The 26,395-nt window shown below is 70.1% G+C and carries 25 protein-coding genes and 1 pseudogene; 17 read left to right on the top strand and 9 right to left on the bottom strand.

Annotated elements, in window-relative coordinates:
* Nucleotides 1-6: 6 nt before the first annotated feature.
* The 6 genes from tpiA to MDN94_RS37675 all read left to right on the top strand — a co-directional run bounded on the left by tpiA (nucleotide 7) and on the right by MDN94_RS37675 (nucleotide 5,463).
* Nucleotides 7-795, top strand: a complete 789-nt coding sequence (tpiA, locus tag MDN94_RS37700) for a triose-phosphate isomerase (protein WP_482730278.1) — start codon at nucleotides 7-9, stop codon at nucleotides 793-795.
* Nucleotides 796-918: 123 nt separating this feature from the next.
* Nucleotides 919-1,149 (top strand): preprotein translocase subunit SecG, encoded by a 231-nt coding sequence (gene secG / locus MDN94_RS37695; RefSeq protein ID WP_005318972.1) that lies wholly within the window; start codon nucleotides 919-921, stop codon nucleotides 1,147-1,149.
* A gap of 135 nt (nucleotides 1,150-1,284) precedes the next feature.
* Nucleotides 1,285-1,620: an RNA polymerase-binding protein RbpA gene (locus MDN94_RS37690; RefSeq protein ID WP_003957010.1), complete on the top strand. Its 336-nt coding sequence runs from the start codon at nucleotides 1,285-1,287 to the stop codon at nucleotides 1,618-1,620.
* Between the two features lie 168 nt (nucleotides 1,621-1,788).
* Nucleotides 1,789-3,438 (top strand): glucose-6-phosphate isomerase, encoded by a 1,650-nt coding sequence (pgi, locus tag MDN94_RS37685; protein WP_482730486.1) that lies wholly within the window; start codon nucleotides 1,789-1,791, stop codon nucleotides 3,436-3,438.
* Between the two features lie 4 nt (nucleotides 3,439-3,442).
* Nucleotides 3,443-3,943 (top strand): PH domain-containing protein, encoded by a 501-nt coding sequence (locus MDN94_RS37680; protein WP_482730277.1) that lies wholly within the window; start codon nucleotides 3,443-3,445, stop codon nucleotides 3,941-3,943.
* Nucleotides 3,940-5,463 (top strand): PH domain-containing protein, encoded by a 1,524-nt coding sequence (locus tag MDN94_RS37675; protein WP_482730276.1) that lies wholly within the window; start codon nucleotides 3,940-3,942, stop codon nucleotides 5,461-5,463. Before MDN94_RS37680 ends, MDN94_RS37675 begins: the two co-directional genes overlap by 4 nt.
* A 594-nt stretch (nucleotides 5,464-6,057) precedes the next feature.
* Here MDN94_RS37675 and pgl read toward each other — a convergent pair.
* The 5 genes from pgl to tkt are packed head-to-tail and all read right to left on the bottom strand — an operon-like array spanning nucleotide 6,058 to nucleotide 12,646.
* A complete protein-coding gene (gene pgl, locus MDN94_RS37670) occupies nucleotides 6,058-6,843 on the bottom strand; it encodes a 6-phosphogluconolactonase (RefSeq protein WP_482730275.1) in 786 nt (261 codons plus the stop codon).
* Nucleotides 6,840-7,871: a glucose-6-phosphate dehydrogenase assembly protein OpcA gene (gene opcA, locus MDN94_RS37665; RefSeq protein WP_482730274.1), complete on the bottom strand. Its 1,032-nt coding sequence runs from the start codon at nucleotides 7,869-7,871 to the stop codon at nucleotides 6,840-6,842. The genes pgl and opcA overlap by 4 nt, the downstream gene beginning before the upstream one ends.
* Nucleotides 7,868-9,391: a glucose-6-phosphate dehydrogenase gene (gene zwf, locus MDN94_RS37660; protein WP_482730485.1), complete on the bottom strand. Its 1,524-nt coding sequence runs from the start codon at nucleotides 9,389-9,391 to the stop codon at nucleotides 7,868-7,870. The genes opcA and zwf overlap by 4 nt, the downstream gene beginning before the upstream one ends.
* A gap of 14 nt (nucleotides 9,392-9,405) precedes the next feature.
* Nucleotides 9,406-10,524 (bottom strand): transaldolase, encoded by a 1,119-nt coding sequence (gene tal / locus MDN94_RS37655; protein ID WP_482730273.1) that lies wholly within the window; start codon nucleotides 10,522-10,524, stop codon nucleotides 9,406-9,408.
* 34 nt (nucleotides 10,525-10,558) lie between these two features.
* Nucleotides 10,559-12,646, bottom strand: coding sequence for a transketolase (tkt, locus tag MDN94_RS37650; RefSeq protein ID WP_482730272.1), 2,088 nt, complete (start codon nucleotides 12,644-12,646; stop codon nucleotides 10,559-10,561).
* Between the two features lie 340 nt (nucleotides 12,647-12,986).
* Between tkt and MDN94_RS37645 the strand changes: the two genes are divergently transcribed.
* From MDN94_RS37645 to MDN94_RS37635, 3 genes and pseudogenes are all read left to right on the top strand, one after another.
* Entirely contained in the window at nucleotides 12,987-13,940 is a 954-nt protein-coding gene (locus tag MDN94_RS37645) for a heme o synthase (protein WP_373465267.1), read from the top strand.
* Between the two features lie 82 nt (nucleotides 13,941-14,022).
* On the top strand, nucleotides 14,023-14,379 hold the full coding sequence (locus MDN94_RS37640) for a hypothetical protein (RefSeq protein ID WP_482730271.1): 357 nt from the start codon (nucleotides 14,023-14,025) through the stop codon (nucleotides 14,377-14,379).
* 66 nt (nucleotides 14,380-14,445) lie between these two features.
* Nucleotides 14,446-15,295 (top strand): annotated as a pseudogene (locus MDN94_RS37635) (amidohydrolase); the annotation flags it as partial.
* A gap of 295 nt (nucleotides 15,296-15,590) precedes the next feature.
* On the opposite strand, the gene MDN94_RS37630 reads toward MDN94_RS37635, so the two are convergent.
* Genes MDN94_RS37630 through MDN94_RS37615 form a run of 4 tightly spaced genes read right to left on the bottom strand, consistent with a single transcriptional unit; the run spans nucleotide 15,591 to nucleotide 19,533 of the window.
* Nucleotides 15,591-16,562: a COX15/CtaA family protein gene (locus MDN94_RS37630; RefSeq protein WP_482730484.1), complete on the bottom strand. Its 972-nt coding sequence runs from the start codon at nucleotides 16,560-16,562 to the stop codon at nucleotides 15,591-15,593.
* Nucleotides 16,563-16,587: 25 nt separating this feature from the next.
* Nucleotides 16,588-17,766 carry a hypothetical protein gene (locus tag MDN94_RS37625; protein ID WP_482730270.1) on the bottom strand — a complete coding sequence of 393 codons (1,179 nt, stop codon included), beginning with the start codon at nucleotides 17,764-17,766 and terminating at the stop codon, nucleotides 16,588-16,590.
* A gap of 58 nt (nucleotides 17,767-17,824) precedes the next feature.
* Nucleotides 17,825-18,610, bottom strand: a complete 786-nt coding sequence (locus MDN94_RS37620) for an ABC transporter permease (protein ID WP_482730269.1) — start codon at nucleotides 18,608-18,610, stop codon at nucleotides 17,825-17,827.
* Nucleotides 18,607-19,533 (bottom strand): ABC transporter ATP-binding protein, encoded by a 927-nt coding sequence (locus MDN94_RS37615; RefSeq protein ID WP_482730268.1) that lies wholly within the window; start codon nucleotides 19,531-19,533, stop codon nucleotides 18,607-18,609. Before MDN94_RS37615 ends, MDN94_RS37620 begins: the two co-directional genes overlap by 4 nt.
* Nucleotides 19,534-19,748: 215 nt before the next feature.
* Between MDN94_RS37615 and MDN94_RS37610 the strand changes: the two genes are divergently transcribed.
* The 8 genes from MDN94_RS37610 to MDN94_RS37575 all read left to right on the top strand — a co-directional run bounded on the left by MDN94_RS37610 (nucleotide 19,749) and on the right by MDN94_RS37575 (nucleotide 26,374).
* The gene (locus MDN94_RS37610; protein ID WP_482730267.1) at nucleotides 19,749-20,531 is read left to right on the top strand and encodes a helix-turn-helix transcriptional regulator; all 783 of its coding nucleotides are present in this window, start codon (nucleotides 19,749-19,751) and stop codon (nucleotides 20,529-20,531) included.
* Entirely contained in the window at nucleotides 20,528-21,949 is a 1,422-nt protein-coding gene (sufB, locus tag MDN94_RS37605) for a Fe-S cluster assembly protein SufB (protein ID WP_005319002.1), read from the top strand. Before MDN94_RS37610 ends, sufB begins: the two co-directional genes overlap by 4 nt.
* 62 nt (nucleotides 21,950-22,011) lie before the next feature.
* The gene (sufD, locus tag MDN94_RS37600) at nucleotides 22,012-23,208 is read left to right on the top strand and encodes a Fe-S cluster assembly protein SufD (RefSeq protein ID WP_482730266.1); all 1,197 of its coding nucleotides are present in this window, start codon (nucleotides 22,012-22,014) and stop codon (nucleotides 23,206-23,208) included.
* The gene (locus tag MDN94_RS37595; RefSeq protein ID WP_005319006.1) at nucleotides 23,208-23,525 is read left to right on the top strand and encodes a non-heme iron oxygenase ferredoxin subunit; all 318 of its coding nucleotides are present in this window, start codon (nucleotides 23,208-23,210) and stop codon (nucleotides 23,523-23,525) included. Before sufD ends, MDN94_RS37595 begins: the two co-directional genes overlap by 1 nt.
* Before the next feature lie 7 nt (nucleotides 23,526-23,532).
* Nucleotides 23,533-24,300: a Fe-S cluster assembly ATPase SufC gene (sufC, locus tag MDN94_RS37590; RefSeq protein ID WP_482730265.1), complete on the top strand. Its 768-nt coding sequence runs from the start codon at nucleotides 23,533-23,535 to the stop codon at nucleotides 24,298-24,300.
* On the top strand, nucleotides 24,297-25,553 hold the full coding sequence (locus tag MDN94_RS37585) for a cysteine desulfurase (protein WP_482730264.1): 1,257 nt from the start codon (nucleotides 24,297-24,299) through the stop codon (nucleotides 25,551-25,553). Before sufC ends, MDN94_RS37585 begins: the two co-directional genes overlap by 4 nt.
* 12 nt (nucleotides 25,554-25,565) lie before the next feature.
* Complete coding sequence (sufU, locus tag MDN94_RS37580) at nucleotides 25,566-26,039, top strand: Fe-S cluster assembly sulfur transfer protein SufU (protein WP_005319012.1); 474 nt, start codon at nucleotides 25,566-25,568, stop codon at nucleotides 26,037-26,039.
* Nucleotides 26,036-26,374 (top strand): metal-sulfur cluster assembly factor, encoded by a 339-nt coding sequence (locus MDN94_RS37575; protein ID WP_441264439.1) that lies wholly within the window; start codon nucleotides 26,036-26,038, stop codon nucleotides 26,372-26,374. Before sufU ends, MDN94_RS37575 begins: the two co-directional genes overlap by 4 nt.
* Nucleotides 26,375-26,395 lie beyond the last annotated feature (21 nt).

Below are 26,395 nucleotides of genomic sequence, written 5' to 3'. Positions count from 1 at the left end.
CCCCGCATGACTGCTACTGACCAGGGCCGCATCCCGCTGATGGCGGGCAACTGGAAGATGAACCTCAACCACCTCGAGGCCATCGCTCACGTCCAGAAGCTCGCCTTCGCGCTGGCCGACAAGGACTACGACGCCGTAGAGGTCGCCGTCCTGCCGCCCTTCACCGACCTTCGGTCCGTCCAGACCCTGGTCGACGGCGACAAGCTGAAGATCAAGTACGGCGCCCAGGACATTTCGGCGCACGACTCCGGCGCCTACACCGGCGAGATCTCCGGCCCGATGCTGGCCAAGCTGAAGTGCGCCTTCGTCGCCGTGGGCCACTCCGAGCGCCGCCAGTACCACGCGGAGACCGACGAGATCTGCAACGCCAAGGTGAAGGCGGCCTTCAAGCACGGCCTGACCCCGATCCTGTGCGTCGGCGAGGGCCTCGACATCCGCAAGGCCGGCAACCAGGTCGAGTACACGCTCGCCCAGCTCGACGGCGGTCTGAAGGATGTCCCGGCCGAGCAGGCCGAGACCATCGTGATCGCCTACGAGCCGGTATGGGCCATCGGCACCGGCGAGGTCGCCACCCCCGAGGACGCGCAGGAGGTCTGCGGTGCGATCCGCGGCCGTCTCGCTGAGCTGTACTCCCAGGAGCTGGCCGACAAGGTCCGGATCCAGTACGGCGGCTCGGTGAAGGCGGGCAACGTCGCCGCGATCATGGCCCAGCCTGACGTGGACGGCGCCCTGGTCGGCGGGGCGGCGCTGGACGCGGACGAGTTCGTCAAGATCGTCCGGTTCCGCGACCAGTGAGTATGCGGTAGCGCCGATCCGGCGTACCCTTGCGGGGGCCTGCGGCTCACACATCGAGCCCGGGCCCCCGTCGTCCGTATTGAGTCCAAGAGAATTGCCAGGAAGTAGGGTCCAGCCGTGGTTATGGGATTCTCGATCGCCCTGATCATTTTCAGCGGGCTGCTGATGTTGCTCGTGCTGATGCACAAGGGGAAGGGCGGCGGTCTTTCCGACATGTTCGGTGGCGGAATGCAGTCCTCTGTCGGCGGCTCCTCCGTGGCCGAGCGGAACCTCGACCGCATCACCGTCGTGGTCGGTCTGCTGTGGTTCGCGTGCATTGTCGTACTTGGTCTGCTGATGAAGCTGGACAGCTGACCCACCGATTCCGCGTCCCGAGCTGGGGTGTAACTCCAATCACTGGACGAGCGTTGGGCCTTACGTAGACTGGGGCACTCGCGGCGCAGCCGCTGTGAGACGCTGTGCAGCACCATCACGCAGGGAGTTACGACCGTGGCAAGTGGCAACGCGATCCGGGGAAGCCGGGTCGGAGCGGGGCCGATGGGCGAGGCAGAGCGAGGCGAGTCCGCGCCGCGCCTCCGCATCTCCTTCTGGTGCTCGAACGGGCACGAGACGCAGCCGAGCTTCGCCAGTGACGCACAGGTCCCCGACACGTGGGACTGCCCGCGGTGCGGGTTCCCGGCCGGCCAGGACCGGGACAATCCGCCGGACCCGCCGCGCACAGAGCCGTACAAGACGCACCTCGCGTACGTTCGCGAGCGGCGCAGCGACGCGGACGGCGAGGCGATTCTCGCGGAAGCGCTCGCCAAACTGCGGGGCGAGATCTAGTTCTTGAGTCCGGCCGCCACCCGAAATGGGTGACGGCCGGACTTGTCTTTACCGGGCCGCTTCTCGTGCGCCGCCCCGCCGACGCCTCACCGACCGGCCTGATCAATTAGGTTGGAACCGCAGCGGGGCATGCAGGCAGGTACGAGAAGAAGTGGGCTGATGTCCGAGATGAACGCAGGCAAGACCAGGCTCAACCGGATGCCCGAGTGGACCGCTCTCGGCAAGCACCGCGAGCAGCTGGGCGGAACGCATCTGCGGGAGCTGTTCGCGGCGGACGCGGAGCGCGGCAGCGAGTACACCCTCCAGGTGGGTGATCTGTACCTGGACTACTCCAAGCACCTGATCACCGACGAGACGCTGGTCCTGCTGCGCGAATTGGCCGCCGCGACCGACGTCGCCGGTCTGCGCGACGCCATGTTCCGCGGCGAGAAGATCAACACCACCGAGGACCGCGCGGTCCTGCACACGGCTCTGCGCGCCCCGCGGGACGCCGTCATCGAGGTCGACGGCGAGAACGTGGTGCCGGACGTCCACGCGGTGCTGGACAAGATGGCCGCCTTCTCGGAGCGGATCCGCTCCGGCGAGTGGACCGGCCACACCGGCAGGCGCATCAGGAACATCGTCAACATCGGTATCGGTGGCTCCGACCTCGGGCCCGCGATGGCGTACGAGGTGCTCCGGTCCTACACCGAACGGGACCTGACCCTCCGTTTCGTCTCGAACGTCGACGGGGCCGATCTCCACGAGGCCGTAAGGGATCTCGACCCGGCGGAGACGCTCTTCATCATCGCCTCGAAGACCTTCACCACCATCGAGACGATCACCAACGCCACCTCCGCCCGCGAGTGGCTGCTCACGAACCTCCGGGTCGGCCCCGACGCGGTCGCCAAGCATTTCGTCGCCCTGTCCACCAATGCCGAGAAGGTCTCCGACTTCGGCATCGACACGGCCAACATGTTCGAGTTCTGGGACTGGGTCGGCGGCCGCTACTCGTACGACTCCGCGATCGGCCTCTCCCTGATGATCGCGATCGGCCCCGAGCGGTTCCGCGAGATGCTCGACGGCTTCCACCTCGTCGACGAGCACTTCCGCACCGCGCCCCCCGAGGCCAACGCCCCGCTCCTGCTGGGTCTTCTGGGCGTCTGGTACGGGGCCTTCTTCGAAGCCCAGTCGCACGCGGTGCTGCCCTACTCGCACTACCTGTCCAAGTTCACCGCGTACCTCCAGCAGCTCGACATGGAGTCCAACGGCAAGTCGGTCGACCGTGACGGCAATCCGGTCGACTGGCAGACCGGCCCCGTCGTGTGGGGCACCCCCGGCACCAACGGCCAGCACGCGTACTACCAGCTGATCCACCAGGGCACGAAGGTCATCCCCGCGGACTTCATCGGCTTCGCCAAGCCGGTCCCCGGGCTGCTCGCCGGACTCGTTCCGCAGCACGACCTGCTGATGGCGAACTTCTTCGCGCAGACGCAGGCCCTCGCCTTCGGCAAGACGCCCGAGGAGGTCAGGGCGGAAGGCGTCGCCGAGGAACTGGTGCCGCACAAGACGTTCCAGGGGAACCACCCGACGACGACGATCCTCGCGGAGGACCTCACGCCCTCCGTACTGGGACAGTTGATCGCCCTCTACGAGCACAAGGTGTTCGTGCAGGGCGCGATCTGGAACATCGACTCCTTCGACCAGTGGGGAGTCGAGCTCGGCAAGGTCCTCGCGAAGAAGATCGAGCCGGTGCTGACCGAGGGCAGGGGCGGCGAGCAGCTCGACAGCTCCACCGCGACGCTGGCCGGCAAGTACCGGACACTGCGCGGCCGGTGACCTGATGGCGGGGGAGAACACGGTGCGGCTGCGGCCGCCGAACAACCGGCTGAACGCACGGGCCGTCAACTGGTGGCGCGCGCAGGTCATGCTGACCGCCGCGGTACCGGCTCTTGTGCTGTCCGTGCTGGGCGCGTTCATCGAGCCCGCCCGCACCTGGCTGCTGGTCCCGGCAGGTGTGATCGCCGTCGTCGGTCTCGCCTGCACCGCGTTCTTCCCCCTCTGGTGGTACCGCGTACACCGCTGGGAGGTCACCGACGAGGCGGTGTACGTACGCACCGGGGCGCTGTGGCAGGAGTGGCGGATCGCGCCCATGTCCCGCATCCAGACCGTGGACACGGTCAGAGGGCCGCTCGAGCAGGCGTTCAGGCTCGCCACCGTCACTGTGACCACTGCCTCCGCCAAGGGCGCCGTAAGGATCGAGGGACTCGACCACGAGGTCGCCGCCGAACTGGCGGAGAGCCTCACCCTGATCACCCGGGCCACGCCCGGGGACGCGACATGAGCGCACAGGAAGGGGAGTGGCGGCGGCTCGACAGGCGCACGGTCCTGGTGACCGCCCTGGTCACGGCCGGCTTCGCGGCCGGCGCCGGGCTCCCCGCTCTCCTCGGGCTCGCGGGTGGCATGCCGCTGTGGAAGGCCCTCGGCTGGGTGCTGACGGGTGCGGCCCTGGTCATCGGCGCCGGCACCGGTGCCGACCTGGTCCGCCGGCAGCGCACCCGCTACCGCACAGGACCGGAGCGGGTCGAACTCCACACCGGGCTGGTCCTGGTCAAGCGCCGGTCGCTGGCCCGCGAACGCATCCGGAGCGTCGACCTCACCGCCAACGTGCTGCTGCGCGCCCTCGGACTGGTCAAGGTCCGCATCGGCACGGGCGAACACGTGGTCGGCGGTGAGTCCACCCTCGAACTGGACGCCGTCAGCCGGGCGGAGGGCGAACGGCTGCGGCTCGAGCTGCTCGCCAGGACCACCCCGGGGGAGGCGGCCACCCACCCCGACGGCGCGCTCGCCGTCCTCGATCCGGCCTGGATCCGCTACGCGCCGGTCTCCTTCGTCGCCCCACTGCTCGGCGGCGCGGCGGTGGGTGCGGTGATGCAGGTCAGCCAGTGGTTCGGGGCACAGGCCGAGGTCATCGACTGGGTGGGGGACCGCTTCCGGGACACCCCCCTCGTATGGGTGATCGTCACCCTCGCCGCCGCCGCGCTTGTCGCCGGTGTCGTCGGCGCGCTCGGGCTCTGGATCGAGATGTGGTGGAACTACCGGCTCGAACGGGAGCCCGGCGGCACACTGAGGGTGCGGCGAGGCCTGTTCACGTCACGCTCGATATCCATCGAGGAACGCCGGCTGCGCGGCGTCGACCTGGTCGAACCTCTGGGCATCAGACTCTTCGGCGCCGCGAGGCTGGACGCCGTCGCCACCGGGCTCGTCAAGGACGAGAAGGACAAGCACGCCGACATCAACGTCCTGCTGCCCGCGGTGCCGCGGGCGATGGCCGACGAGGTCGCAGCCCAGGTGCTCCGCGAGTCCGCCTCCCCGATGCGGCAGGCCCTTCTGACGCCCCACCCGCGGGCCGCCCGCGGCAGACGGCTGCGCCGGGCACTGAGCGCGGCGCTGCTGCCCGCGGCGGTCCTCGCGCTCCTCGGCGCGCTGCTCACGCCCGTGCTCCTGTGGATCGCCGCCGCTTGGGCGGCGATCGGCGTTCCCGTCGCGGTGCTCCTCGCGTTCGACGCGTACCGGGCGCTCGGCCACGGGATCGCAGGCGACTACCTCGTCACCCGCTCCGGAACCGTCCGCCGCAGCACGGTCGCACTGCAGCGGACGGGCGTGATCGGATGGACGGCCCGCCGCTCCGTTTTTCAGCGCCGCGCGGGCCTGATCACGCTGATGGCGACGACGACGGCGGCGGGCGCGGGCGCGTACGGCGTCTACGACGCCGCGGAGGGGGAGGGCCTGACGTTCGCGTCGGAGGCGGTGCCGGGGCTGCTGGAGCCGTTCCTGGAGCGCGACTCGGATCCGGCTCCCTGACGCGGTGGTACCTGGCTGGACGGGCGGGCCGCACCGGGACGTCTCGCCCGAGCCGGTCCGTACGACGCCTTGCATCCACCGGCCTCAGCCGTCCGCTTCCGACAGATCGGGCTCCCATGAACCGCCCGACGCGCGCTCACCCCGGCGGCGGGCAGCGGTGCGGCTCGCGGCATGCGCGCCCGCTCAGCGCGACGGCGACACCGGGCCCAGCTCGTGGGCGAGGACCACCAGTTGGACCCGGTCACGGGCCGCCGGCTTGGTGAACAGCCGCCCCGATGCCGCTCTCGGCGTGGCAGGCCCTTGTGCGGAACCCGGCACGCGACTGCTCCAGGAGCAAGTACCCGGTGTCGGTCATCGAGGCGTGGATCGTGTTCGGCGCATGGTCGCTCCTCGCGGCGATCGTCACGGTGGCCGTCATGCATCGCCGCGACGTCCGAGCGGCCCGTGGCGGGAAGGAGCGGGACCGCCCGCAGCCGCCCGCCCGGTCCGCCGCCGGAGCGAGCGGCCCGGGCCGCCGCGCGGCGCTTCCGGGGTCGCCGCGACACGTGGTCGCGGTGAGGGAAGCGTGGGCGGGCCGGGCCGCGGCGGCATCGATCAGGCGGAAGCCGGGCGGTACAGCTCGCGCGGCAGCTCGGACGCCGCCGCCGCGTCCAGCAGCCACAGCGTCCGCGCCCGGCCGTACGCTCCCGCCGCCGGCGCCTGGATCTCGCCCGCTCCGGACAGTGCGATCTCCGCCGCCTTCGCCTTGTCCTCACCCGCCGCGAGCAGCCACACCTCACGTGCCGCGCGGATCGCCGGCAGCGTGAGCGAGATGCGGGTGGGCGGCGGCTTGGGCGCACCGTGGACCCCTACGACCGTGCGTTCCGTCTCGCGGACCGCCGGGAGTTCGGGGAACAGCGACGCCACATGCGTGTCCGGTCCGACGCCCAGCATCAGGACGTCGAACGTCGGCACCGGGCCGTGGTCCTCGGGGCGCGCCGCCGCGGCGAGTTCCGCCGCGTAGGCGGCGGCCGCCGAGTCCACGTCGGAGCCGTAGGGGCCGTCCGACGCGGGCATGGCGTGCACCCGCGACGGGTCCAGCGGCACGGCGTCGAGCAGCGCCTCACGCGCCTGCGTGACATTGCGCTCCGGGTCGTTCGACGGCACGAACCGCTCGTCGCCCCACCACAGATCGAGCCGCGACCAGTCGATGGCGTCCCTGGCCGGGGACGAACTGAGCGCGGTCAGCAGCCCGTTGCCGTTGCGGCCGCCGGTGAGGACCACGGACGCCGAGCCGCGCGCGGCCTGTGCGTCCACGATCTTCGTGATCAGCCGGGCCGCGGCCGCCTGTGCCATGAGCTCCTTGTCGCGGTGCACGACGAGCTGCGGAGCGGCGGTCATTGGGCTGCCGCCTTCTTCGCGGAGGCGGCCTTCTTTGCCGCCGGCGCCGCCTTCTTCCCGGCCGGGGCCGGGTCCGGAGCGGACTCCGCCGCGGCCGACGTGGCCGCGCCCAGGCGCTCCACCCCGTACCGGAGCGCCGACGAGTAGGTGTCGTCCGGGTCGAGCCGGCGCAGTTCCTCCGCGATCAGCTCGGCCGTCTCCCGCCGCTTCAGCGCGACCGCACGGTCCGGCTGGCCCTCGATGGACAGCGTGGCGAGCGACCCGTCCGGCCGGTCCAGCACGATCGGTCCGCAGTCGGACTCCAGTCGTACGGAGGTGAGGCCGGGCCCGGCCGACGAGGACCGCTTCACCGGGACGTCGAGCCGGTCCGCGAGCCACATCGCGAGGAGCTCGCAGCTCGGGTTGAACTCCTCGCCCTCCACCTCGACGGAGGTGACCTTGCAGGTGACCTGGTCCAGCGCCGCCGCGAGCATCGAGCGCCACGGCGTGATCCGGGTCCAGGACAGGTCGGTGTCGCCGGGGGTGTAGGCCTCCGCGCGGGCCGCGAGCTCACGCACCGGCTGCTCGGCGGCGTAGGTGTCGGTCACCCGGCGCTGGGCGAGCGAGCCCAGCGGGTCCTTGGCCGGGTCGGTCGGCGCGTTGACCGGCCACCAGACGACGACGGGGGCGTCCGGCAGCAGCAGCGGCAGCACCACGGACTGGGCGTGGTCGACGACCTCGCCGTACAGGCGCAGCACGACCGTCTCGCCGGTGCCCGCGTCCGCGCCCACCCGCACCTCTGCGTCGAGCCTGGCCTTCGCACGGTCACGCGGGGAGCGTGAGACCCGCTTGATGACCACGAGGGTGCGCGAAGGGTGCTCGCGGGACGCCTCGTTGGCGGCCTTCAGCGCGTCGTAGGCGTTCTCCTCATCAGTCACGATGACCAGGGTGAGGACCATGCCGACGGCCGGGGTGCCGATCGCTCGGCGGCCCTGCACCAGCGCCTTGTTGATCTTGCTGGCCGTGGTGTCCGTAAGGTCGATCTTCATGGCCGACGCCAGCTCCGTCCGTCTCGTGCGAGCATTTCGTCCGCCTCGTCCGGGCCCCAGGTGCCGGCCGTGTACTGGGCCGGCTTGCCGTTCGCGTCCCAGAACTGCTCGATCGGGTCGAGGATCTTCCAGGACAGCTCGACCTCCTCCACCCGCGGGAAGAGGTTGGAGTCGCCGAGCAGCACGTCGAGGATGAGGCGCTCGTAGGCCTCGGGGCTGGACTCGGTGAACGACTCGCCGTACGCGAAGTCCATCGAGACGTCACGGACCTCCATCGAGGTGCCCGGCACCTTGGAGCCGAACCGCATGGTCACGCCCTCGTCCGGCTGGACGCGGATGACCAGGGCGTTGTGCCCGAGCTCCTCGGTCGCCGTGGAGTCGAAGGGGGAGTGCGGGGCCCGCTGGAAGACGACCGCGATCTCGGTGACGCGCCGGCCGAGCCGCTTGCCGGTGCGCAGGTAGAAGGGGACGCCCGCCCACCTGCGGTTGTCGATCTCCAGCTTGATCGCGGCGTAGGTGTCGGTCTTCGACCTGGGGTCGATGCCGTCTTCCTGGAGGTAACCGACGGCCTTCTCGCCGCCCTGCCAGCCTGCGGTGTACTGCGCGCGGACCGTGTTCTGCGCCAGGTCCTTGGGAAGCTTCACCGCGCCGAGGACCTTGGTCTTCTCCGCCGCGAGGGCGTCCGCGTCGAAGGATGCGGGCTCCTCCATAGCGGTCAGCGCCAGCAGCTGGAGGAGGTGGTTCTGGATCACGTCACGGGCGGCGCCGATGCCGTCGTAGTAGCCGGCCCGGCCGCCGATGCCGATGTCCTCGGCCATCGTGATCTGCACATGGTCGACGTACGACCGGTTCCAGATCGGCTCGAAGAGCGTGTTGGCGAACCGCAGCGCCAGGATGTTCTGAACGGTCTCCTTGCCCAGGTAGTGGTCGATGCGGAAGACCTCGTTCGGCGGGAAGACCTCGTGCACCACCTGGTTGAGCTCCTTGGCGGAGACCAGGTCGTGACCGAACGGCTTCTCGATGACCGCGCGCCGCCAGGAACCCTCCTTCTGGTCCGCCAGCCCGTGCTTCTTCAGCTGCTGGACGACCTTGGGGAAGAACTTCGGCGGCACGGAGAGGTAGAACGCGAAGTTGCCACCGGTGCCCTGCACCTTGTCGAGATCCTCGATGGTGGACTTGAGCTGCTCGAACGCGTCGTCGTCGTCGAAGGTGCCCTGGACGAACCGCATCCCCTGGATGAGCTGCTGCCAGACCTCCTCACGGAACGGCGTGCGCGCGTGCTCCTCGACCGCGTCGTGGACCTCCTGCGCGAAGTCCTCGTGGGCCCACTCGCGCCGGGCGAAGCCGATGAGCGAGAAGCCCGGCGGCAGCAGCCCCCGGTTCGCGAGGTCGTAGACGGCTGGCATCAGCTTCTTGCGCGAAAGGTCGCCCGTGACGCCGAAGATGACCAGGCCCGACGGCCCCGCGATACGCGGGAGCCGTCGGTCTGCAGCATCACGGAGCGGGTTGGCTCCGCCAATACCGGACAAGTCGCTCAGCCCTCCGAGGGTGCGAGGCGCTTGAGCTCGGCCTCGGTCGACTTGAGCAGATCGGTCCAGGACGCCTCGAACTTCTCGACGCCCTCGTCCTCGAGTTGCTGGACGACCTCGTCGTAGGAGATCCCGAGCTTCTCCACGGCCTCGAGCTCCGCGCGGGCCTGCTCGTAGGTGCCACGGACGGTGTCGCCGGTGATCTGCCCGTGGTCACCGGTGGCGATCAGCGTGGCTTCCGGCATGGTGTTCACGGTGCCGGGGGCGACCAGCTCGTCCACGTACAGGGTGTCCTTGTACGCCTTGTCCTTGACGCCGGTCGAGGCCCACAGCGGGCGCTGCTTGTTGGCCTGCGCCTTGTCGAGCGCGGCCCAGCGGTCGGAGGAGAAGACCTGCTCGTACGCCTCGTAGGCCAGCCGGGCGTTGGCCAGGGCCGCCTTGCCGCGGGCCTCCTTGGCCTCGGGGGTGCCCAGCGCGTCCAGCCGCTTGTCGATCTCGGTGTCCACGCGGGACACGAAGAACGAGGCCACCGAGCGGATCTTGGACAGGTCCAGGCCCGCGGCCTTCGCCTTCTCCAGACCGGCCAGGTAGGCGTCCATGACCTCGCGGTAGCGCTCCAGCGAGAAGATCAGCGTGACGTTGACGCTGATGCCGAGGCCGATGACCTCGGTGATCGCCGGCAGGCCGGCCTTGGTCGCCGGGATCTTGATGAAGGTGTTCGGACGGTCCACCAGCCAGGCGAGCTGCTTGGCCTCCGCGATGGTCGCCTTGGTGCTGTGCGCGAGACGCGGGTCGACCTCGATGGAGACCCGGCCGTCCTGGCCGCCCGTCGAGTCGAACACCGGGCGCAGCACGTCGGCGGCGTCACGGACGTCCGCCGTCGTGATCATGCGGATGGCTTCCTCGACGGTCACCTTGCGGGCCGCGAGGTCCTCCAGCTGCTGGTCGTAGCCGTGGCCGTCCGAGATCGCCTTCTGGAAGATCGACGGGTTGGTCGTGACACCCACGACGTGCTGCTGGTCGATCAGCTCGGCGAGGTTGCCGGAGGTGATCCGGGTGCGGGACAGGTCGTCCAGCCAGATCGCGACGCCTTCGTCGGAGAGGCGCTTGAGTGCGTCTGTCATGAGAATTGCATCTCCTACTTGTCGTGTACCGGCGTCAGCGCGCGGCGGCTTCGATCGATTCCCGCGCTGCGGCGGCCACGGCCTCGGCGGTGAAACCGAACTCACGGAAGAGGACCTTGCCGTCCGCGGAAGCGCCGAAGTGCTCCAGCGAGACGATGCGTCCGGCGTCACCGACGTAACGGTGCCACGTGAGACCGATGCCGGCCTCGACCGCGACTCGTGCCTTGAGCGACGGGGGAAGCACCGAGTCCCGGTACCCCTGGTCCTGCTCCTCGAACCACTCGACCGAGGGCATGGAGACCACGCGGGCCGGGATGCCGGCCGCCTGGAGCTGCTCGCGGGCGCCGACGGCCAGCTGGACCTCGGAGCCGGTGCCGATCAGCACCACCTGGGCGTCGCCGCCCTCGGCCTCGAAGAGCACATAGCCGCCCTTGGCCGCGTCCTCGTTCCACTCGTAGGTCGGAACACCCTGGCGGGTCAGCGCGAGGCCGTGCGGGGCGCCCTTGCCGAACTCCTTGGTGTACCGCTTGAGGATCTCGCGCCAGGCGATCGCGGTCTCGTTGGCGTCGGCCGGGCGAACGATGTTCAGGCCCGGGATGGCGCGCAGCGAGGCCAGGTGCTCCACCGGCTGGTGGGTCGGGCCGTCCTCGCCGAGACCGATCGAGTCGTGCGTCCACACGTAGGTGACCGGCAGGTGCATCAGGGCGGAGAGCCGCACGGCGTTGCGCATGTAGTCGGAGAACACCAGGAAGGTGCCGCCGTAGACGCGGGTGTTGCCGTGCAGCGCGATGCCGTTCATGACCGCGGCCATCGCGTGCTCGCGGATGCCGAAGTGGATCGTCCGGCCGTACGGGTCGGCCTCCGGCAGCGGGTTGCCCGCAGGGAGGAACGACGACGTCTTGTCGATCGTGGTGTTGTTCGAGCCGGCCAGGTCGGCGGAGCCGCCCCAGAGCTCGGGCACGACGGCGCCGAGCGCCTGGAGGACCTTGCCGGACGCGGCGCGGGTGGCGATACCCTTGCCGGTCTCGAACTCCGGCAGCGCGTCCTCCCAGCCCTCCGGAAGCTCGCCCGACCGGATCCGGTCGAACTCGGCGGCGCGCTCCGGGTTGGCCGTACGCCACGCGGCGAACGTCTTCTCCCACTCGCCACGGGCCTCACGGCCGCGGTCGAGAGCGCCACGGGTGTGCCCGAGGACCTCGTCGGAGACCTCGAAGCTCTGCTCCGGGTCGAAGCCCAGGACGCGCTTGGTGGCCGCGACCTCTTCGTCGCCCAGTGCCGAGCCGTGCGCGGCCTCGGTGTTCTGGGCGTGCGGGGCGGGCCAGGCGATGATCGAGCGGGCCGCGATGAACGACGGGCGCTCGGTCTCGGCCTGCGCGGCCTTCAGGGCGTTGTAGAGGCCGACCGGGTCGAGGTCGCCGTTCTCCAGCTGCTGGACGCGCTGGACGTGCCAGCCGTACGCCTCGTAGCGCTGGAGGGTGTCCTCGGAGACGGCCGTCTCCGTGTCGCCCTCGATCGAGATGTGGTTGTCGTCCCACAGCAGGACCAGATTGCCGAGCTTCTGGTGCCCGGCCAGCGAGGAGGCCTCGGCCGAGATGCCCTCCTGGAGGCAGCCGTCACCGGCGATGCACCAGACCGTGTGGTCGAAGGGGGACGTGCCCGGCTCTGCGTCCGGGTCGAACAGGCCGCGCTCGTAGCGGGCGGCCATGGCCATGCCCACGGCGTTGGCGACACCCTGGCCCAGCGGCCCCGTCGTCGTCTCGACGCCCGTGGTGTGCCCGTACTCCGGGTGGCCGGGGGTCTTCGAGCCCCAGGTGCGGAACGCCTTCAGATCGTCCAGCTCCAGGCCGTAGCCCGCCAGGTAGAGCTGGATGTAGAGCGTCAGCGACGAGTGTCCGGCGGACAGGACGAACCGGTCACGGCCGGTCCAGTCGGCGTCCGCGGGGTCGTGCCGCATCAGCTTCTGGAAGAGCACGTACGCGGCGGGGGCCAGGCTCATGGCCGTACCCGGATGGCCGTTGCCGACCTTCTGTACGGAATCCATGGCCAGGACGCGGACGGTGTCGACTGCCCGCTGGTCCAACGCGGTCCACTCGAGGTCTGTGGTGGTCGGCTTGGTGCTCACCCTGAGTCAGGGCTCCTCTCCACATGTCGAATCCCGGTGACAGAGGCGTGTACCGGGCGCTGTCGAGCCTACCCTCGCAGCAACGCGCTCCTTTTCGGCCACGCGTCTTTCCAATTGGACACTGCCAGGGTGCGGGCGTCGGGTGTTCCCCGCCTGTCGGCGATGTATACGCCCGGCGTCGGGCCGGCGCTCAACACGAGTCGACCCCCGCGAAGATCGGCGTACGGGCAGCGTCTAGAGTGGCGTGGTACGCGCAAGTCTTACCGGGTCTTCACTGCACCCACGGCCCTTCGGGCCTGGGAGGCGTTCCCAGAGACTTGCTGGGATTTCTCTGTCAGGGGTGTGCGTGACGGCCGTCGAGTCCCGACCCGCGGGGGTCGTCCTGGCTACCGGCCCGGGGGGCCATCGGCCGTTCGGGGCCCGCGCCAAGGCGTTCGTGGCACTGACCAAGCCGCGGATCATCGAGCTGCTGCTGATCACCACCGTTCCGGTGATGTTCCTCGCCGAGCAGGGCGTTCCCGACCTGTGGCTCGTGCTCGCCACGTGCCTGGGCGGGTACCTCTCCGCCGGCGGCGCCAACGCGCTCAACATGTACATCGACCGCGACATCGACGCCTTGATGGACCGCACCTCGCAGCGGCCGCTCGTCACCGGCATGGTGTCGCCGCGCGAGGGCCTCGTCTTCGGTCTGACGCTCGCCGTGGTCTCCACGCTCTGGTTCGGGCTGCTGGTCAACTGGCTGTCGGCCGCGCTGTCGCTCGGCGCACTGCTCTTCTACGTCGTCGTCTACACGATGATCCTGAAGCGCCGCACCGCGCAGAACATCGTCTGGGGCGGCATCGCCGGCTGCATGCCGGTCCTGATCGGCTGGTCCTCCGTCACCAACTCGATGTCCTGGGCCGCCGTCATCCTGTTCCTCGTCATCTTCTTCTGGACGCCGCCGCACTACTGGCCGCTGTCGATGAAGGTGAAGGACGACTACGCGAGGGTCGGCGTGCCGATGCTCCCGGTCGTCGCGGGCAACAGGGTCGTCGCCCGGCAGATCGTCCTCTACAGCTGGGTCATGGTCGCCGTCTCGCTGCTGCTGACTCCCCTCGGCTACACCGGCTGGTTCTACACGGCGGTCGCGCTGGTCTCCGGCGGCTGGTGGCTGTGGGAGGCGCACGCGCTGCAGAGCAGGGCCAAGGCGGGCGAGACGGGCGGCAAGCTCAAGGAGATGCGCCTCTTCCACTGGTCCATCACCTATGTGTCGCTGCTGTTCGTGGCCGTCGCGGTGGACCCCTTCCTGCGCTGACCGCAGCGGCCGCCCGCAAGGTGGCCGAGGCCACTCGGTTCTGCCGTCGCCAGTCGATCTACCCACGAGTAGCATGCGGTTCATGGCAGAAACCAAGGTTGAAGAGACCGCTTCCTCGCCGGCCGCCGACGCCCGCGCCGAGCGCAAGGCCGCGAAGCTCGCCAAGCAGATCAAGGCCTTCGCCGGCGCACACGGCGGTGCCGAGGGCCAGCTTGCCTACATCGGCCAGATGGGCACCCGGATCGTGCTCGTCGGCGAGGACGGCGCCTGGGGCGACCTCGTGGCACCGGACCACACCGTCGCCGTCACCGCCGCGGAGAAGTCCGGGATCACGCTCCACGAGTCCTTCGACGGCGACTTCGCCGCGAAGGTCCGCACCGGCCCGTACGAGTGGAGCCGCATGGCCGGCATCCAGGTCGGCGGCCCTTCCAACGCCTGACCAACACCTCACGCGGTGCTCACCCGTCAGGGCTGTGAAAGCACGGTCCTGGACAGGGAGCTCCCGATGATCGACACCGCGTCCTCCGTGCGTCTGGTCGACCAGTTGCCACGGGGTGCTCCGCACGGAACCGGGCCTCGGCACCTTCGAGAGGTACCGGCGCCCCGACGGCGGGGCCCCGCCGGCCTCCGGCACCACCTTTCTCGACAACCGGACCGGTTTCGCGGTCCGGCGCCGGTACCCGCCGCTCCTGGGGCTCGAACCGCACTGCCCGCCCGCCCACTACCTGGCCCGCCGCCGCGAGCTCGGAGTGGTCGAGGCGGGCAGACGTCTTCTGTGCGGGACACCGGCATCGCCACCTACCTCGTGGACACCGGCCCGCCCGGGGACTTCGCCGGCCCCGCGGAGCTCGCCGCGGCCGGGGCGGCCCAGGCACGCGAGATCGTCCGCCTCGAACTGCTCGTCGAGCAGGTCGTGGACACCTCAGGAACCGCGAGTCCTTCCTCGCGAACCTCGCGGAGGCCGTCCACGGGGCGGCCGGCTCGGCCGTCGCCTTCACCACCGCCGCCGTCGAGCGGGTGGCGGACCGGCCGGAGCCACCGGGACCCGGCCGAGGTGCGCGGAGCGGCCGGCCGCCGGCTCGCGGGCCGCCGAGTGGGCGACCCGCTCACCGATCCGGTCCTGCTGAGCACCTGCTGGGGGCCGCCCGCAAGGGCGGCGGCCTGGCGGAGATCCTCGAACTAGCCCCCTTCGGCAAGCTCCTGTTCTCCAGCGGCGTACGGGGCCTGCCGTAGCTTCCTGTCGTCGGCGCGCGGTCCTTCCGTGATGCGCTCGGCCGGGTGCTCGGCGGCTGGGTCGCGACGGTGCGTGGTCGCGGGGCGACGCGGAGCAGGCGGCGACGATGCCGGCGGCGGGTGTACGGGCTGCCCGCCTGACACCGTGCCTGTCCCATCCCCGCCCTTCCCGAACCGGGCTCCACCCGGACCCGGCCACCGCGCCTCAATCGCCTGCGGGGCTGATTTCGCGACAGCGGAAGCTCCGCCGGCAGGGCACGGGGCCGGAGTGCCGCGCAGCGGCATTCTTAGCCCGCCGGCGCCTGAGGGCACCGCGCGAAGCGCGGTACGCCGCCCGCAGGGCGGTACGGGGGTCCTGGGGCTTGCCCCGGGTTTCGGAGGTGGTGTGGGGGACAAGCCCGCGCCGGCGAAGGCGCGTCAGGCGGAGGTCAGAGCGTCCGTGTCCCGAGGCGTCGTGGTCGGCAGCGGCAGCGCCTCCCGCTCCCGCAGGCTCAGCGCCAGCCTGAGCACCGCGATCCACATCAGCGAGGAGCCGAGCATGTGCGCGCCGACCAGCAGCTCCGGCACGCCGGTGAAGTACTGGACGTAGCCGAGCACGCCCTGAAGCAGCACCACCAGCAGCAGGTCACGCGCCCGGGCGCGGGTGTCGTCGGGGGCATCGACCACGCGCAGGACGAGCCACATCGCGACGGCCAGCGCACACACCACCCACGCGGCGATCGCGTGGACGTGCGCGGCGGCGGCCCAGTCCCACGGCATCCGCGGGACGTCGCTGCTGTCGCCCGCGTGCTTGCCGGAGCCGGTCACCGTGGTGCCGAGGGTGATCAGCACCGCTGAGACCGCCACGATCGCCCAGGACAGCTTGCGGACCGGCCGCGGGACCCGCGGACGAGGTGCGCCGTCGCCTTCATGGGTGCGCACCCAGGTCACGGTCGCGACCGTGAGCAGCGCGTTGGCCAGCAGGAAGTGGCCGGCCACGGACCACGGATTGAGGCCCGCCCACACCGTGACGCCGCCGATGACGGCGTTCCCCATGACGATCCAGAACTGCGCCCAGGCCAGCCTGGTCAGACCGCGCCGCCGGGGCTTCACGGCGCGCACCGCGACGATCGCCCAGCCGACGGCCGCCGACAGGACGTACGTCAGCATCCGGTTGCCGAACTCGATCGCGCCGTGGAGGCCCTGCTCGGGTGTGGCGAAGAGGCTGTCGTCCGTGCACTTGGGCCAGGTGTCGCAGCCGAGGCCGGAGCCGGTGAGCCTTACGGCGCCGCCGGTGACGATGATGACGACGGTCATCACGATGGCTGAGAGCGCGGCGCGCCGCAGGATTTTGGGCGACGGTGTCCAGCGCTGGGCGATATGGGCGAGGGGGGTCTGCACGGCCCCTATCGTAAGCGGGCCCTTGTGCACGGTTTCACGAGGGGTCCGCGGAGGACACGCGGGAGGGTGACGGCGGGGCCGTCGACGCACTCCTCGACGGCTCCCCGGGCGCCGGCGCGGAGGCCGTGCGGAAGCGGGAGCCGTCGAGGTGGTCCTCCTCGTCCCACCACAGTGCGAAACGCCACGAAGTGGGCTCCGGCGGCACGTCGGGCGAGTGGAGGAAGGCGTCCGTCAGTTCGGCGGCCACCGCCTCGGCCGTGCAGTCGGTCACGGCGTCCATGCCGCGCCAGGGGTGCGCCAGCGGCTCCCAGGAGCCGTCGGCCCGGCGCACGTCGAACCGCCAAACGGCCCGCCACGAGTTGGCGCGCAGGATCCGGTCCACTTCGGCGCGCTCCAGTCCGAGGCCCTGCGCGACCGCTTCCGGCGCCACGCCGTCGATCCGCGCGGACAGGACCGCGAGGGGCAGCAGACGCCGCGGCAGCAGTTCGCGTTTCTGCAGCTGGGTGAGGCCGCCTTCGAAGGGGCAGCGGCGCAGGCGGCGTTCGAGCTGGTCGCCGAGGTGCTCGAGCATCGCGGCGTGGGCGCGCTCCGCAGGGTCGGGCGGCTGCCAGAGCGCCTGGAACTCCCGTTCTGCCCGTACGGCCCATTCGGCCGCGTCCACCGGCCTGCCGAGCTCCTCCAGCCGGTCGCCGAGGAAGACGTGTGCCTGGGCGAGACCTTCCCGGTTGACCGGGTCGGAGAGGTCGAGCCGCTCCCACACGGCGATCGCCCTGTGCGTGGACTCCACCGCGGCGAGTCCGGCCAGGCGGTCCTCGGCGCACGGCTGTTCGCCGTGCGGCCGGAAGGCGTACCGGGGCAGGCCCATTTCGTCGCTGAGCGGCTCGGCGAGGTACACCGACCGGCTGATCAGCGCCCGCGCGTACCAGCGGGCGTGCTCGTCGTCGTGCCGGGCGGGCTCCGCGCAGTGCCGGACGGCCTTCTCGACGGCGCTCAGCGCGTCGGCGCGCCGGCCGGTGTCGAAGTGGTGCCGGGCCAGGTCCCCGTACCGCAGGCTCAGCCGGGCGGAGATGGCCAGGTCGCCCTCCGCGTGAGGGGCGAGGGCGGAGATCAGATCGGTGAGCATCCGCATCCGCGTCCCGGACGAGGACGTGGGCCTGCCGGTCCTGACCTTCGCCCACTCTGCGTCCAGCCGCAGCGCGGCAGCTCGCTCCATCCAGGCCTCCCACCGTGCGCTCCGTGCGGGTCTCGGCAGGGTCGTCCCGGCGCGCGTGTCACTCCCAGCGGAAGGTCCGGGCGGCCGCGCCCAGTCCGAGCACCGCCCAGAGGGCGAGGATGCCCAGATTGCCCCACGGCATGCCGGCTCCGTGCCCGAGGACGTCACGAAGTCCGTCGGAGAGCGCGGAGATGGGCAGTAGTCCCAGCACGGACGCGACGCCGTCGGGGAACCTGTCCAGCGGCACGATCACACCGCCGCCGACGAGCAGCAGCAGGAAGACGAGGTTGGCGGCAGCGAGGGTGACCTCGGCCTTGAGCGTGCCGGCCATGAGCAGGCCGAGTCCCGAGAAGGCCGCGGTGCCGAGGACGAGCAGCAGCAGCACGGCGAGCGGACTGCCCTGCGGCGACCAGCCGAGCGCGAACGCGATGACGGTCAGCAGGACCACCTGAAGGATCTCCGTGACGAGCACGGAGAGCGTCTTGGCGGTCATCAGGGCCCAGCGGGGGATCGGTGAGGCGCCGAGCCGCTTGAGCACCCCGTAGCGGCGCTCGAACCCGGTGGCGATGGCCTGGCCGGTGAAGGCGGTGGACATCACGGCCAGCGCGAGGACACCAGGGGCGAGGAAGTCGACCGCCTGTCCCTTTCCGCCACTCGTCTCCGTCGGCACGGCGACGATGTCGACGGTGGAGAACAGCACGAGCAGCAGCGAAGGGATGACGACGGTGAGCAGCAGCTGCTCACCGTTGCGCAGCAGCATCTTCGTCTCGAAGGCGGCCTGCGAGACAATCATGCGGCCCAGTGGTGCGGCGCCCGGCGCCGGTGTGTACGTGCCGGCGCTCATCCGCGCAGCTCCTTGCCCGTCAGTTCGAGGAAGACGTCCTCGAGGGTGTGCCGCTCCACCGAGATGCCGTGCGGCAGTACGCCGTGCTGTGCGCACCAGGAGGTGACCGTCGCCAGGAGCTGCGGATCGACCTCGCCGGTGATCCGGTACTCGCCCGGTGTGAGCTCCGCGGCCGCCGAGCCGTCGGGGAGCGCCTTCAGCAGGGAGCCGACATCAAGGCCCGGGCGTCCGGTGAAGCGCAGGGTGTTCTCCGCGCCGCCGCGGCACAGCTCCTCCGCGCTGCCCTGGGCGACCACCCGGCCGGCGTCGATGATCGCGATGTGGTCGGCGAGTTCCTCGGCCTCGTCCATGAAGTGCGTGGTCAGCACTGCGGTGACACCGTCCGCGCGCAGTTCGCGTACGAGCTCCCAGGTGGCGCGCCGGGCCTGGGGGTCGAGACCGGCGGTGGGCTCGTCGAGGAAGACCAGCTCGGGGCGGCCGACAACGGCCATGGCCAGCGCGAGGCGCTGCTGCTGGCCGCCGGAGAGCCGCCGGTAGGTCGTGCGCCCGCAGCTGCCGAGGCCGAGGCGTTCGATCAGGGCGTCCACGTCCAACGGGCGGGCGTGCAGGGAGGCCATGTGGCGGAGCATCTCGCCGGCGCGGGCGCCGGAGTAGACACCGCCCGACTGGAGCATCACACCGATGCGGGGCCGCAGTCGCGCCGCGTCGGCGACCGGGTCGAGGCCGAGGACCCGCACGGTGCCGGCGTCGGCGCGGCGGTAGCCCTCGCAGGTCTCGATCGTGGTGGTCTTGCCGGCCCCGTTGGGCCCGAGGACGGCGGTCACGGAGCCGGGTGCGACATCGAGGTCCAGGCCGTCCACGGCGGCCTTGGGTCCGTACCGCTTGACCAGGCCCCGGATCCGGACGGCAGGCTCGCTCAGCATGCCGGGAAGTCTAGGCGGGCCTCCGGGGCGACCGGCCCGCGGGTTCCCGGGGGCGGTCCGGGCGGGCGCGCGGCCCAGGGGGTCTCACCAGGGCTTCAGCCCTCCGGTTGATCATTTCCGCAGGTCAGCTTAGGTATGCCTAAGTGATGTACGGCACCGGACGATGATCGGGACGCCGCTTGTCACTCTCTGAAGAATTACGCAACAATGGCGTTGTGAAAAACCTCGGCGACGCTCCTCAGGAGGAACTCGCGACCGGTGAGCGCTCCACGCGCAACCGTGTCGCGCGCTCCATCCTGGACCACGGACCGTCCACCGTGGCTGATCTCGCACGGCGTCTGGGGCTGACCCAGGCGGCCGTCCGCAGGCACCTCGACTCCCTCGTCTCCGAGAACGTCGTGGAGGCGCGCGAGCAGCGCGTCTACGGCGCCCGCACCCGCGGCAGGCCCGCCAAGGCGTTCGCCCTGACCGACTGCGGCCGGGACGCCTTCGACCAGTCGTACGACACGCTGGCAGTGGACGCCCTGAGGTGGATCGAGGAGAACGCCGGAGGAGAGGCGGCCGTCGCCGCCTTCGCCCGGGACCGGATCGAGGCGCAGGCCGTGGCCTACCGGGCGGCCGTCGAGGCCGCGGCGCCCGAGGAGCGTACGGAAGCGCTCGCGAAAGCCCTGAGCGCCGACGGGTACGCTGCTACGGCCCGCAGCGCGCCGGTCGGAGAGCAGCTCTGCCAGCACCACTGCCCGGTCGCCCACGCGGCCGAGAAGTACCCGCAGCTGTGCGAGGCGGAGACCGAGGTCTTCTCGCGACTACTCGGGACACACGTGCAGCGGCTCGCCACCATCGCCCACGGCGACGGCGTCTGCACCACGTTCATCCCGCGCGGTGCGCCCCAGGGCGGCACCTCGCCGCCACCGGGCGACCCGCCTGGCGACAGCACCACACAGACCCGCACCACACCATCAGCTTCTGCAAGCACGGCCGGGAGGAACCCCGCATGACTCTCCCCACGGAGACTGCCCACCCCGAACTCGAGGGTCTGGGTAAGTACGAATTCGGCTGGGCCGACTCCGACGCGGCGGGTGCCGCGGCCAAGCGCGGTCTCTCCGAGGACGTCGTCCGCGACATCTCCGCGAAGAAGAACGAGCCGGAGTGGATGCTGAAGCTGCGGCTGAAGGGTCTGCGCCTCTTCGACAAGAAGCCGATGCCCAGCTGGGGCTCCGACCTCTCCGGCATCGACTTCGACAACATCAAGTACTTCGTGCGCTCCACCGAGGCCCAGGCCGCCTCGTGGGAGGAGCTGCCCGAGGACATCAAGAACACCTACGACAAGCTCGGCATCCCGGAGGCGGAGAAGCAGCGCCTGGTCGCCGGTGTCGCCGCGCAGTACGAGTCCGAGGTCGTCTACCACCAGATCCGTGAGGACCTGGAGGAGCAGGGCGTCATCTTCCTCGACACGGACACCGCGCTGAAGGAGCACCCGGAGCTCTTCCAGGAGTACTTCGGCACCGTCATCCCGGTCGGCGACAACAAGTTCGCGTCCCTGAACACGGCCGTGTGGTCCGGCGGGTCGTTCATCTACGTCCCCAAGGGCGTCCACGTGGACATCCCGCTGCAGGCCTACTTCCGTATCAACACGGAGAACATGGGTCAGTTCGAGCGGACGCTGATCATCGTCGACGAGGACGCGTACGTCCACTACGTCGAGGGCTGCACCGCGCCGATCTACTCCTCGGACTCGCTGCACAGTGCCGTGGTCGAGATCATCGTCAAGAAGGGCGGCCGCTGCCGCTACACGACCATCCAGAACTGGTCGAACAACGTCTACAACCTGGTCACCAAGCGCGCCGTGGCGTACGAGGGCGCGACCATGGAGTGGGTCGACGGCAACATCGGCTCCAAGGTGACCATGAAGTACCCGGCCGTCTACCTGATGGGCGAGCACGCCAAGGGCGAGACCCTGTCCATCGCCTTCGCGGGCGAGGGCCAGCACCAGGACGCCGGCGCCAAGATGGTCCACATGGCCCCGAACACCTCGTCCAACATCGTCTCCAAGTCGGTGGCGCGAGGCGGCGGCCGTACGTCCTACCGCGGTCTGATCGAGATCGGCGAGGGCGCGCCGGGCGCGAAGTCCAACGTGCTCTGCGACGCTTTGCTGGTCGACACGATCTCCCGCTCTGACACCTACCCCTACGTCGACGTCCGCGAGGACGACGTCTCCATGGGGCACGAGGCGACCGTCTCCAAGGTCTCGGAGGACCAGCTCTTCTACCTGATGAGCCGCGGTATGACGGAGTTCGAGGCGATGGCGATGATCGTGCGCGGCTTCGTCGAGCCGATCGCCAAGGAACTCCCCATGGAGTACGCGCTGGAGCTCAACCGGCTGATCGAGCTGCAGATGGAGGGCTCGGTGGGCTGACGCCCTCCGGGACCGCAAGCAGCGACTGACTTCTGACGTAGGAAGAGAGCAAGACGACAGCCATGGCTGAGGCTCAGAACATCCCGGTGGGCTCCACCACCGCCGGCTCGATCGCGGTGGCCGCCGAGTCGACCGTCGCCACCCGTATGAGTGCGCCCCCGTCCTTCGACGTGGCGGACTTCCCGGTCCCGCACGGCCGTGAGGAGGAGTGGCGGTTCACGCCGCTGGAGCGCCTCGCCGGTCTGCACGACGGCACCGCCGCCGCGACCGGCACCGGGATCAAGGTCGACATCGAAGCCCCCGAGGGCGTCACCGTCGAGACCGTCGGCCGCGACGACGCGCGGCTCGGCAAGGCCGGCACCCCGGTGGACCGGGTCGCCGCCCAGGCGTACTCCTCCTTCGAGCAGGCCACGGTCGTGACCGTGCCGAAGGAGGCGCGGCTCGCCGAGCCGATCCGCATCGCGGTGCACGGAGAGGGCGGCACGGCCTTCGGCCACCAGGTCGTCGAGCTCGGCGCCTTCGCGGAGGCGGTCGTGGTCATCGACCACACCGGCGACGCGGTGCTCGCGGCGAATGTCGACTACATCCTGGGCGACGGTGCCAAGCTGACCGTCGTCCTGGTCCAGGACTGGGACGACAAGGCAGTCCACATCGCCCAGCACAACGCGCTGGTCGGCCGGGACGCCTCCTTCAAGTCGGTCGTGGTCACCTTCGGCGGCGACGTCGTGCGGCTCCACCCGCGGGTCTCCTACTCCGGCACCGGCGGTGAGGCCGAGCTCTTCGGCCTGTACTTCACCGACAAGGGCCAGCACCAGGAGCACCGCCTCCTCGTCGACCACAACATGCCGCACTGCAAGTCCAACGCCGTCTACAAGGGCGCGCTGCAGGGCGACGACGCGCACGCGGTGTGGATCGGCGACGTACTCATCCGCGCCGTGGCCGAGGGCACCGACACCTACGAGATGAACCGCAACCTCGTCCTCACTGACGGCGCGCGGGTCGACTCGGTGCCGAACCTCGAGATCGAGACCGGCGAGATCGCCGGCGCCGGTCACGCGTCGGCCACCGGCCGCTTCGACGACGAGCAGCTGTTCTACCTGATGGCCCGCGGCATCCCGGAGGCCGAGGCCCGGCGCCTCGTCGTCCGTGGCTTCTTCGCCGAGCTGGTCCAGCAGATCGGTCTGCCGGACGTCGAGGAGCGCCTGCTCGCCAAGATCGATGCCGAGCTGGAGGCGTCGGTACTGGAGGCGTCCGCCTGATGGCCTTCGTCAAAGCCTGTGCGCTGAGCGAGCTGGAGGAGGACACCCCGAAGCGGGTGGAACTCGACGGCACGCCGGTGTCCGTGGTGCGCACGGAGGGCGAGGTGTTCGCCATCCACGACATCTGCTCGCACGCCAACGTCTCCCTCTCGGAGGGCGAGGTGGAGGACTGCCAGATCGAGTGCTGGCTGCACGGCAGCGCCTTCGACCTCCGTACCGGCAAGCCGTCGGGCCTTCCCGCGACGCGCCCCGTCCCCGTATACCCCGTCAAGATCGAAGGGGACGATGTGCTCGTCTCCGTCACCCAGGAGTCCTGAGTCACCCATGGCAACGCTTGAAATCCGCGACCTGCACGTTTCCGTCGAGGCCGACAACGCCACGAAGGAGATCCTCAAGGGCGTCGACCTGACCGTGAAGCAGGGCGAGACCCACGCCATCATGGGCCCCAACGGCTCCGGCAAGTCGACCCTCGCCTACTCGCTGGCCGGTCACCCCAAGTACACGATCACCAGCGGCACCGTCACCCTGGACGGCGAGGACGTCCTGGAGATGACCGTCGACGAGCGCGCCCGCGCCGGCGTCTTCCTCGCCATGCAGTACCCGGTCGAGATCCCCGGCGTCTCGGTCTCCAACTTCCTGCGCACCTCCGCCACCGCAATCCGCGGCGAGGCCCCCAAGCTGCGTACCTGGGTGAAGGAGGTCAAGGAGGCCATGGAGCGTCTCAACATGGACCCCGCCTTCGCCGAGCGCAACGTCAACGAGGGCTTCTCCGGCGGTGAGAAGAAGCGCCACGAGATCCTCCAGCTCGAGCTGCTCAAGCCGAAGATCGCGGTCCTCGACGAGACCGACTCCGGCCTGGACGTCGACGCGCTGCGGATCGTCTCCGAGGGCGTCAACCGCGTGCGCGAGAGCGGCGAGGTCGGCACCCTGCTGATCACGCACTACACGCGCATCCTGCGCTACATCAAGCCCGACCACGTGCACGTCTTCGCGAACGGCCGGATCGTCGAGTCGGGCGGCCCCGAGCTCGCCGACAAGCTGGAGAACGAGGGCTACGAGGCATACACCGCCAAGGGAGGCGTCACCGCGTGATCACACTGCCGGGCCTCCTGGACACAGAGGCGATCCGTAAGGACTTCCCGATCCTCGATCGGGTGCTCCACGACGGCAAGAAGCTCGTCTACCTGGACAACGCGGCGACCTCCCAGACGCCGCGCCAGGTGATCGACGTACTCAGCGAGTACTACGAGCAGCACAACGCCAACGTCCACCGCGGCGTGCACGTGCTCGCCGAGGAGGCCACGGCGCTGTACGAGGGCGCCCGCGACAAGGTCGCCGCCTTCATCAACGCGCCGAGCCGTGACGAGGTGATCTTCACCAAGAACGCCTCGGAGTCGCTCAACCTCGTCGCGAACATGCTGGGCTGGGCCGACGAGCCCTACCGCGTGGACAGCAACACCGAGGTCGTCATCACGGAGATGGAGCACCACTCCAACATCGTCCCGTGGCAGCTGCTGTCGCAGCGCACCGGCGCGAAGCTGAAGTGGTTCGGCCTCACCGACGACGGCAGGCTCGACCTGTCGAACATCGAAGAGGTCATCACCGAGAAGACGAAGATCGTCTCCTTCACGCTGGTCTCCAACATCATGGGCACGGTCAACCCGGTCGAGGCGATCGTCCGCCGGGCGCAGGACGTCGGCGCGCTGGTGCTGATCGACGCCTCGCAGGCCGCGCCGCACATGGTGCTTGACGTACAGGCGCTTCAGGCCGACTTCGTGGCGTTCACCGGCCACAAGATGTGCGGCCCGACCGGTATCGGTGTGCTGTGGGGCCGGCAGGAGCTCTTGGAGGACCTGCCGCCGTTCCTGGGCGGTGGCGAGATGATCGAGACCGTCTCGATGCACTCGTCCACCTACGCCCCGGCGCCGCACAAGTTCGAGGCGGGTACGCCCCCGATCGCCCAGGCCGTCGGCCTCGGCGCGGCCGTGGACTACCTGAGCTCGATCGGCATGGACAAGATCGCCCAGCACGAGCACGCGCTCACCGAGTACGCGGTGAAGCGGCTTCTGGAGGTCCCCGACCTGCGGATCATCGGCCCCTCCACGGCCGAGGACCGCGGCGCGGCGATCTCCTTCACGCTCGGTGACATCCACCCGCACGACGTGGGCCAGGTCCTCGACGAGCAGGGCATCGCGGTGCGCGTGGGTCACCACTGCGCGCGTCCCGTCTGCCTGCGGTACGGAATTCCTGCGACCACGCGGGCGTCGTTCTATCTGTACTCCACGCCGGCAGAGGTCGATGCTCTGGTCGACGGCCTGGAGCACGTCCGTAACTTCTTCGGGTAGAGGCGGCGACTTGTGAAGCTGGATTCGATGTACCAGGACGTCATCCTGGACCACTACAAGCACCCCCACGGGCGGGGCTTGCGGGACGGGGACGCCGAGGTGCACCACGTCAACCCGACGTGCGGCGACGAGATCACCCTCCGTGTGAAGTACGACGGATCGCGTATCGAGGACGTGTCCTACGAGGGCCAGGGCTGTTCCATCAGCCAGGCCAGCGCCTCCGTCCTGAACGAACTTCTGGTCGGCAAGGAGCTCGCTGAGGCGCAGAAGATCCAGGGCACCTTCCTGGAGCTGATGCAGTCCAAGGGGCAGATCGAGCCGGACGACGCGATGGAGGAGGTGCTGGAGGACGCGGTCGCGTTCGCCGGCGTCTCCAAGTACCCCGCCCGTGTGAAGTGCGCGCTGCTGAGCTGGATGGCGTGGAAGGACGCGACGGCCCAGGCGATGGGCGAAGACCGCGACAAGGCTGCGAGGAAGACCGCATGAGCGACAACGAGACGACCCTCACGAAGCCGGCGTCCGAGGAGGAGGTCCGCGAGGCGCTGTACGACGTCGTCGACCCCGAGCTGGGCATCGACGTCGTCAACCTGGGCCTCATCTACGGCATCCACATCGACGACTCCAACATCGCGACCCTGGACATGACGCTGACGTCGGCGGCCTGTCCGCTGACCGACGTGATCGAGGACCAGGCGAAGGCCGCGACCGACGGCATCGTCAATGAGCTGAAGATCAACTGGGTCTGGATGCCGCCGTGGGGCCCCGACAAGATCACGGACGACGGCCGGGAGCAGCTCCGAGCGCTCGGGTTCAACGTCTGACTCTTTCGGCAACGGACTGCG

This window comes from Streptomyces sp. WAC00040 (assembly GCF_056835925.1).
This window is presented reverse-complemented; position numbering and strand designations above follow the sequence as displayed.

Coding starts and splice junctions, on each gene's coding strand:
- secG (WP_005318972.1), top strand. CDS start 919: ATGGGATTCTCGATCGCCCTGATCATTTTCAGCGGGCTGCTGATGTTG.
- MDN94_RS37640 (WP_482730271.1), top strand. CDS start 14,023: ATGGCAGAAACCAAGGTTGAAGAGACCGCTTCCTCGCCGGCCGCCGAC.
- sufD (WP_482730266.1), top strand. CDS start 22,012: ATGGCTGAGGCTCAGAACATCCCGGTGGGCTCCACCACCGCCGGCTCG.
- tpiA (WP_482730278.1), top strand. CDS start 7: ATGACTGCTACTGACCAGGGCCGCATCCCGCTGATGGCGGGCAACTGG.
- MDN94_RS37620 (WP_482730269.1), bottom strand. CDS start 18,610: ATGAGCGCCGGCACGTACACACCGGCGCCGGGCGCCGCACCACTGGGC.
- MDN94_RS37615 (WP_482730268.1), bottom strand. CDS start 19,533: ATGCTGAGCGAGCCTGCCGTCCGGATCCGGGGCCTGGTCAAGCGGTAC.
- MDN94_RS37625 (WP_482730270.1), bottom strand. CDS start 17,766: ATGGAGCGAGCTGCCGCGCTGCGGCTGGACGCAGAGTGGGCGAAGGTC.
- opcA (WP_482730274.1), bottom strand. CDS start 7,871: ATGAAGATCGACCTTACGGACACCACGGCCAGCAAGATCAACAAGGCG.
- MDN94_RS37595 (WP_005319006.1), top strand. CDS start 23,208: ATGGCCTTCGTCAAAGCCTGTGCGCTGAGCGAGCTGGAGGAGGACACC.
- tal (WP_482730273.1), bottom strand. CDS start 10,524: ATGACAGACGCACTCAAGCGCCTCTCCGACGAAGGCGTCGCGATCTGG.
- MDN94_RS37575 (WP_441264439.1), top strand. CDS start 26,036: ATGAGCGACAACGAGACGACCCTCACGAAGCCGGCGTCCGAGGAGGAG.
- pgl (WP_482730275.1), bottom strand. CDS start 6,843: ATGACCGCCGCTCCGCAGCTCGTCGTGCACCGCGACAAGGAGCTCATG.
- pgi (WP_482730486.1), top strand. CDS start 1,789: ATGAACGCAGGCAAGACCAGGCTCAACCGGATGCCCGAGTGGACCGCT.
- MDN94_RS37675 (WP_482730276.1), top strand. CDS start 3,940: ATGAGCGCACAGGAAGGGGAGTGGCGGCGGCTCGACAGGCGCACGGTC.
- sufC (WP_482730265.1), top strand. CDS start 23,533: ATGGCAACGCTTGAAATCCGCGACCTGCACGTTTCCGTCGAGGCCGAC.
- MDN94_RS37680 (WP_482730277.1), top strand. CDS start 3,443: ATGGCGGGGGAGAACACGGTGCGGCTGCGGCCGCCGAACAACCGGCTG.
- sufB (WP_005319002.1), top strand. CDS start 20,528: ATGACTCTCCCCACGGAGACTGCCCACCCCGAACTCGAGGGTCTGGGT.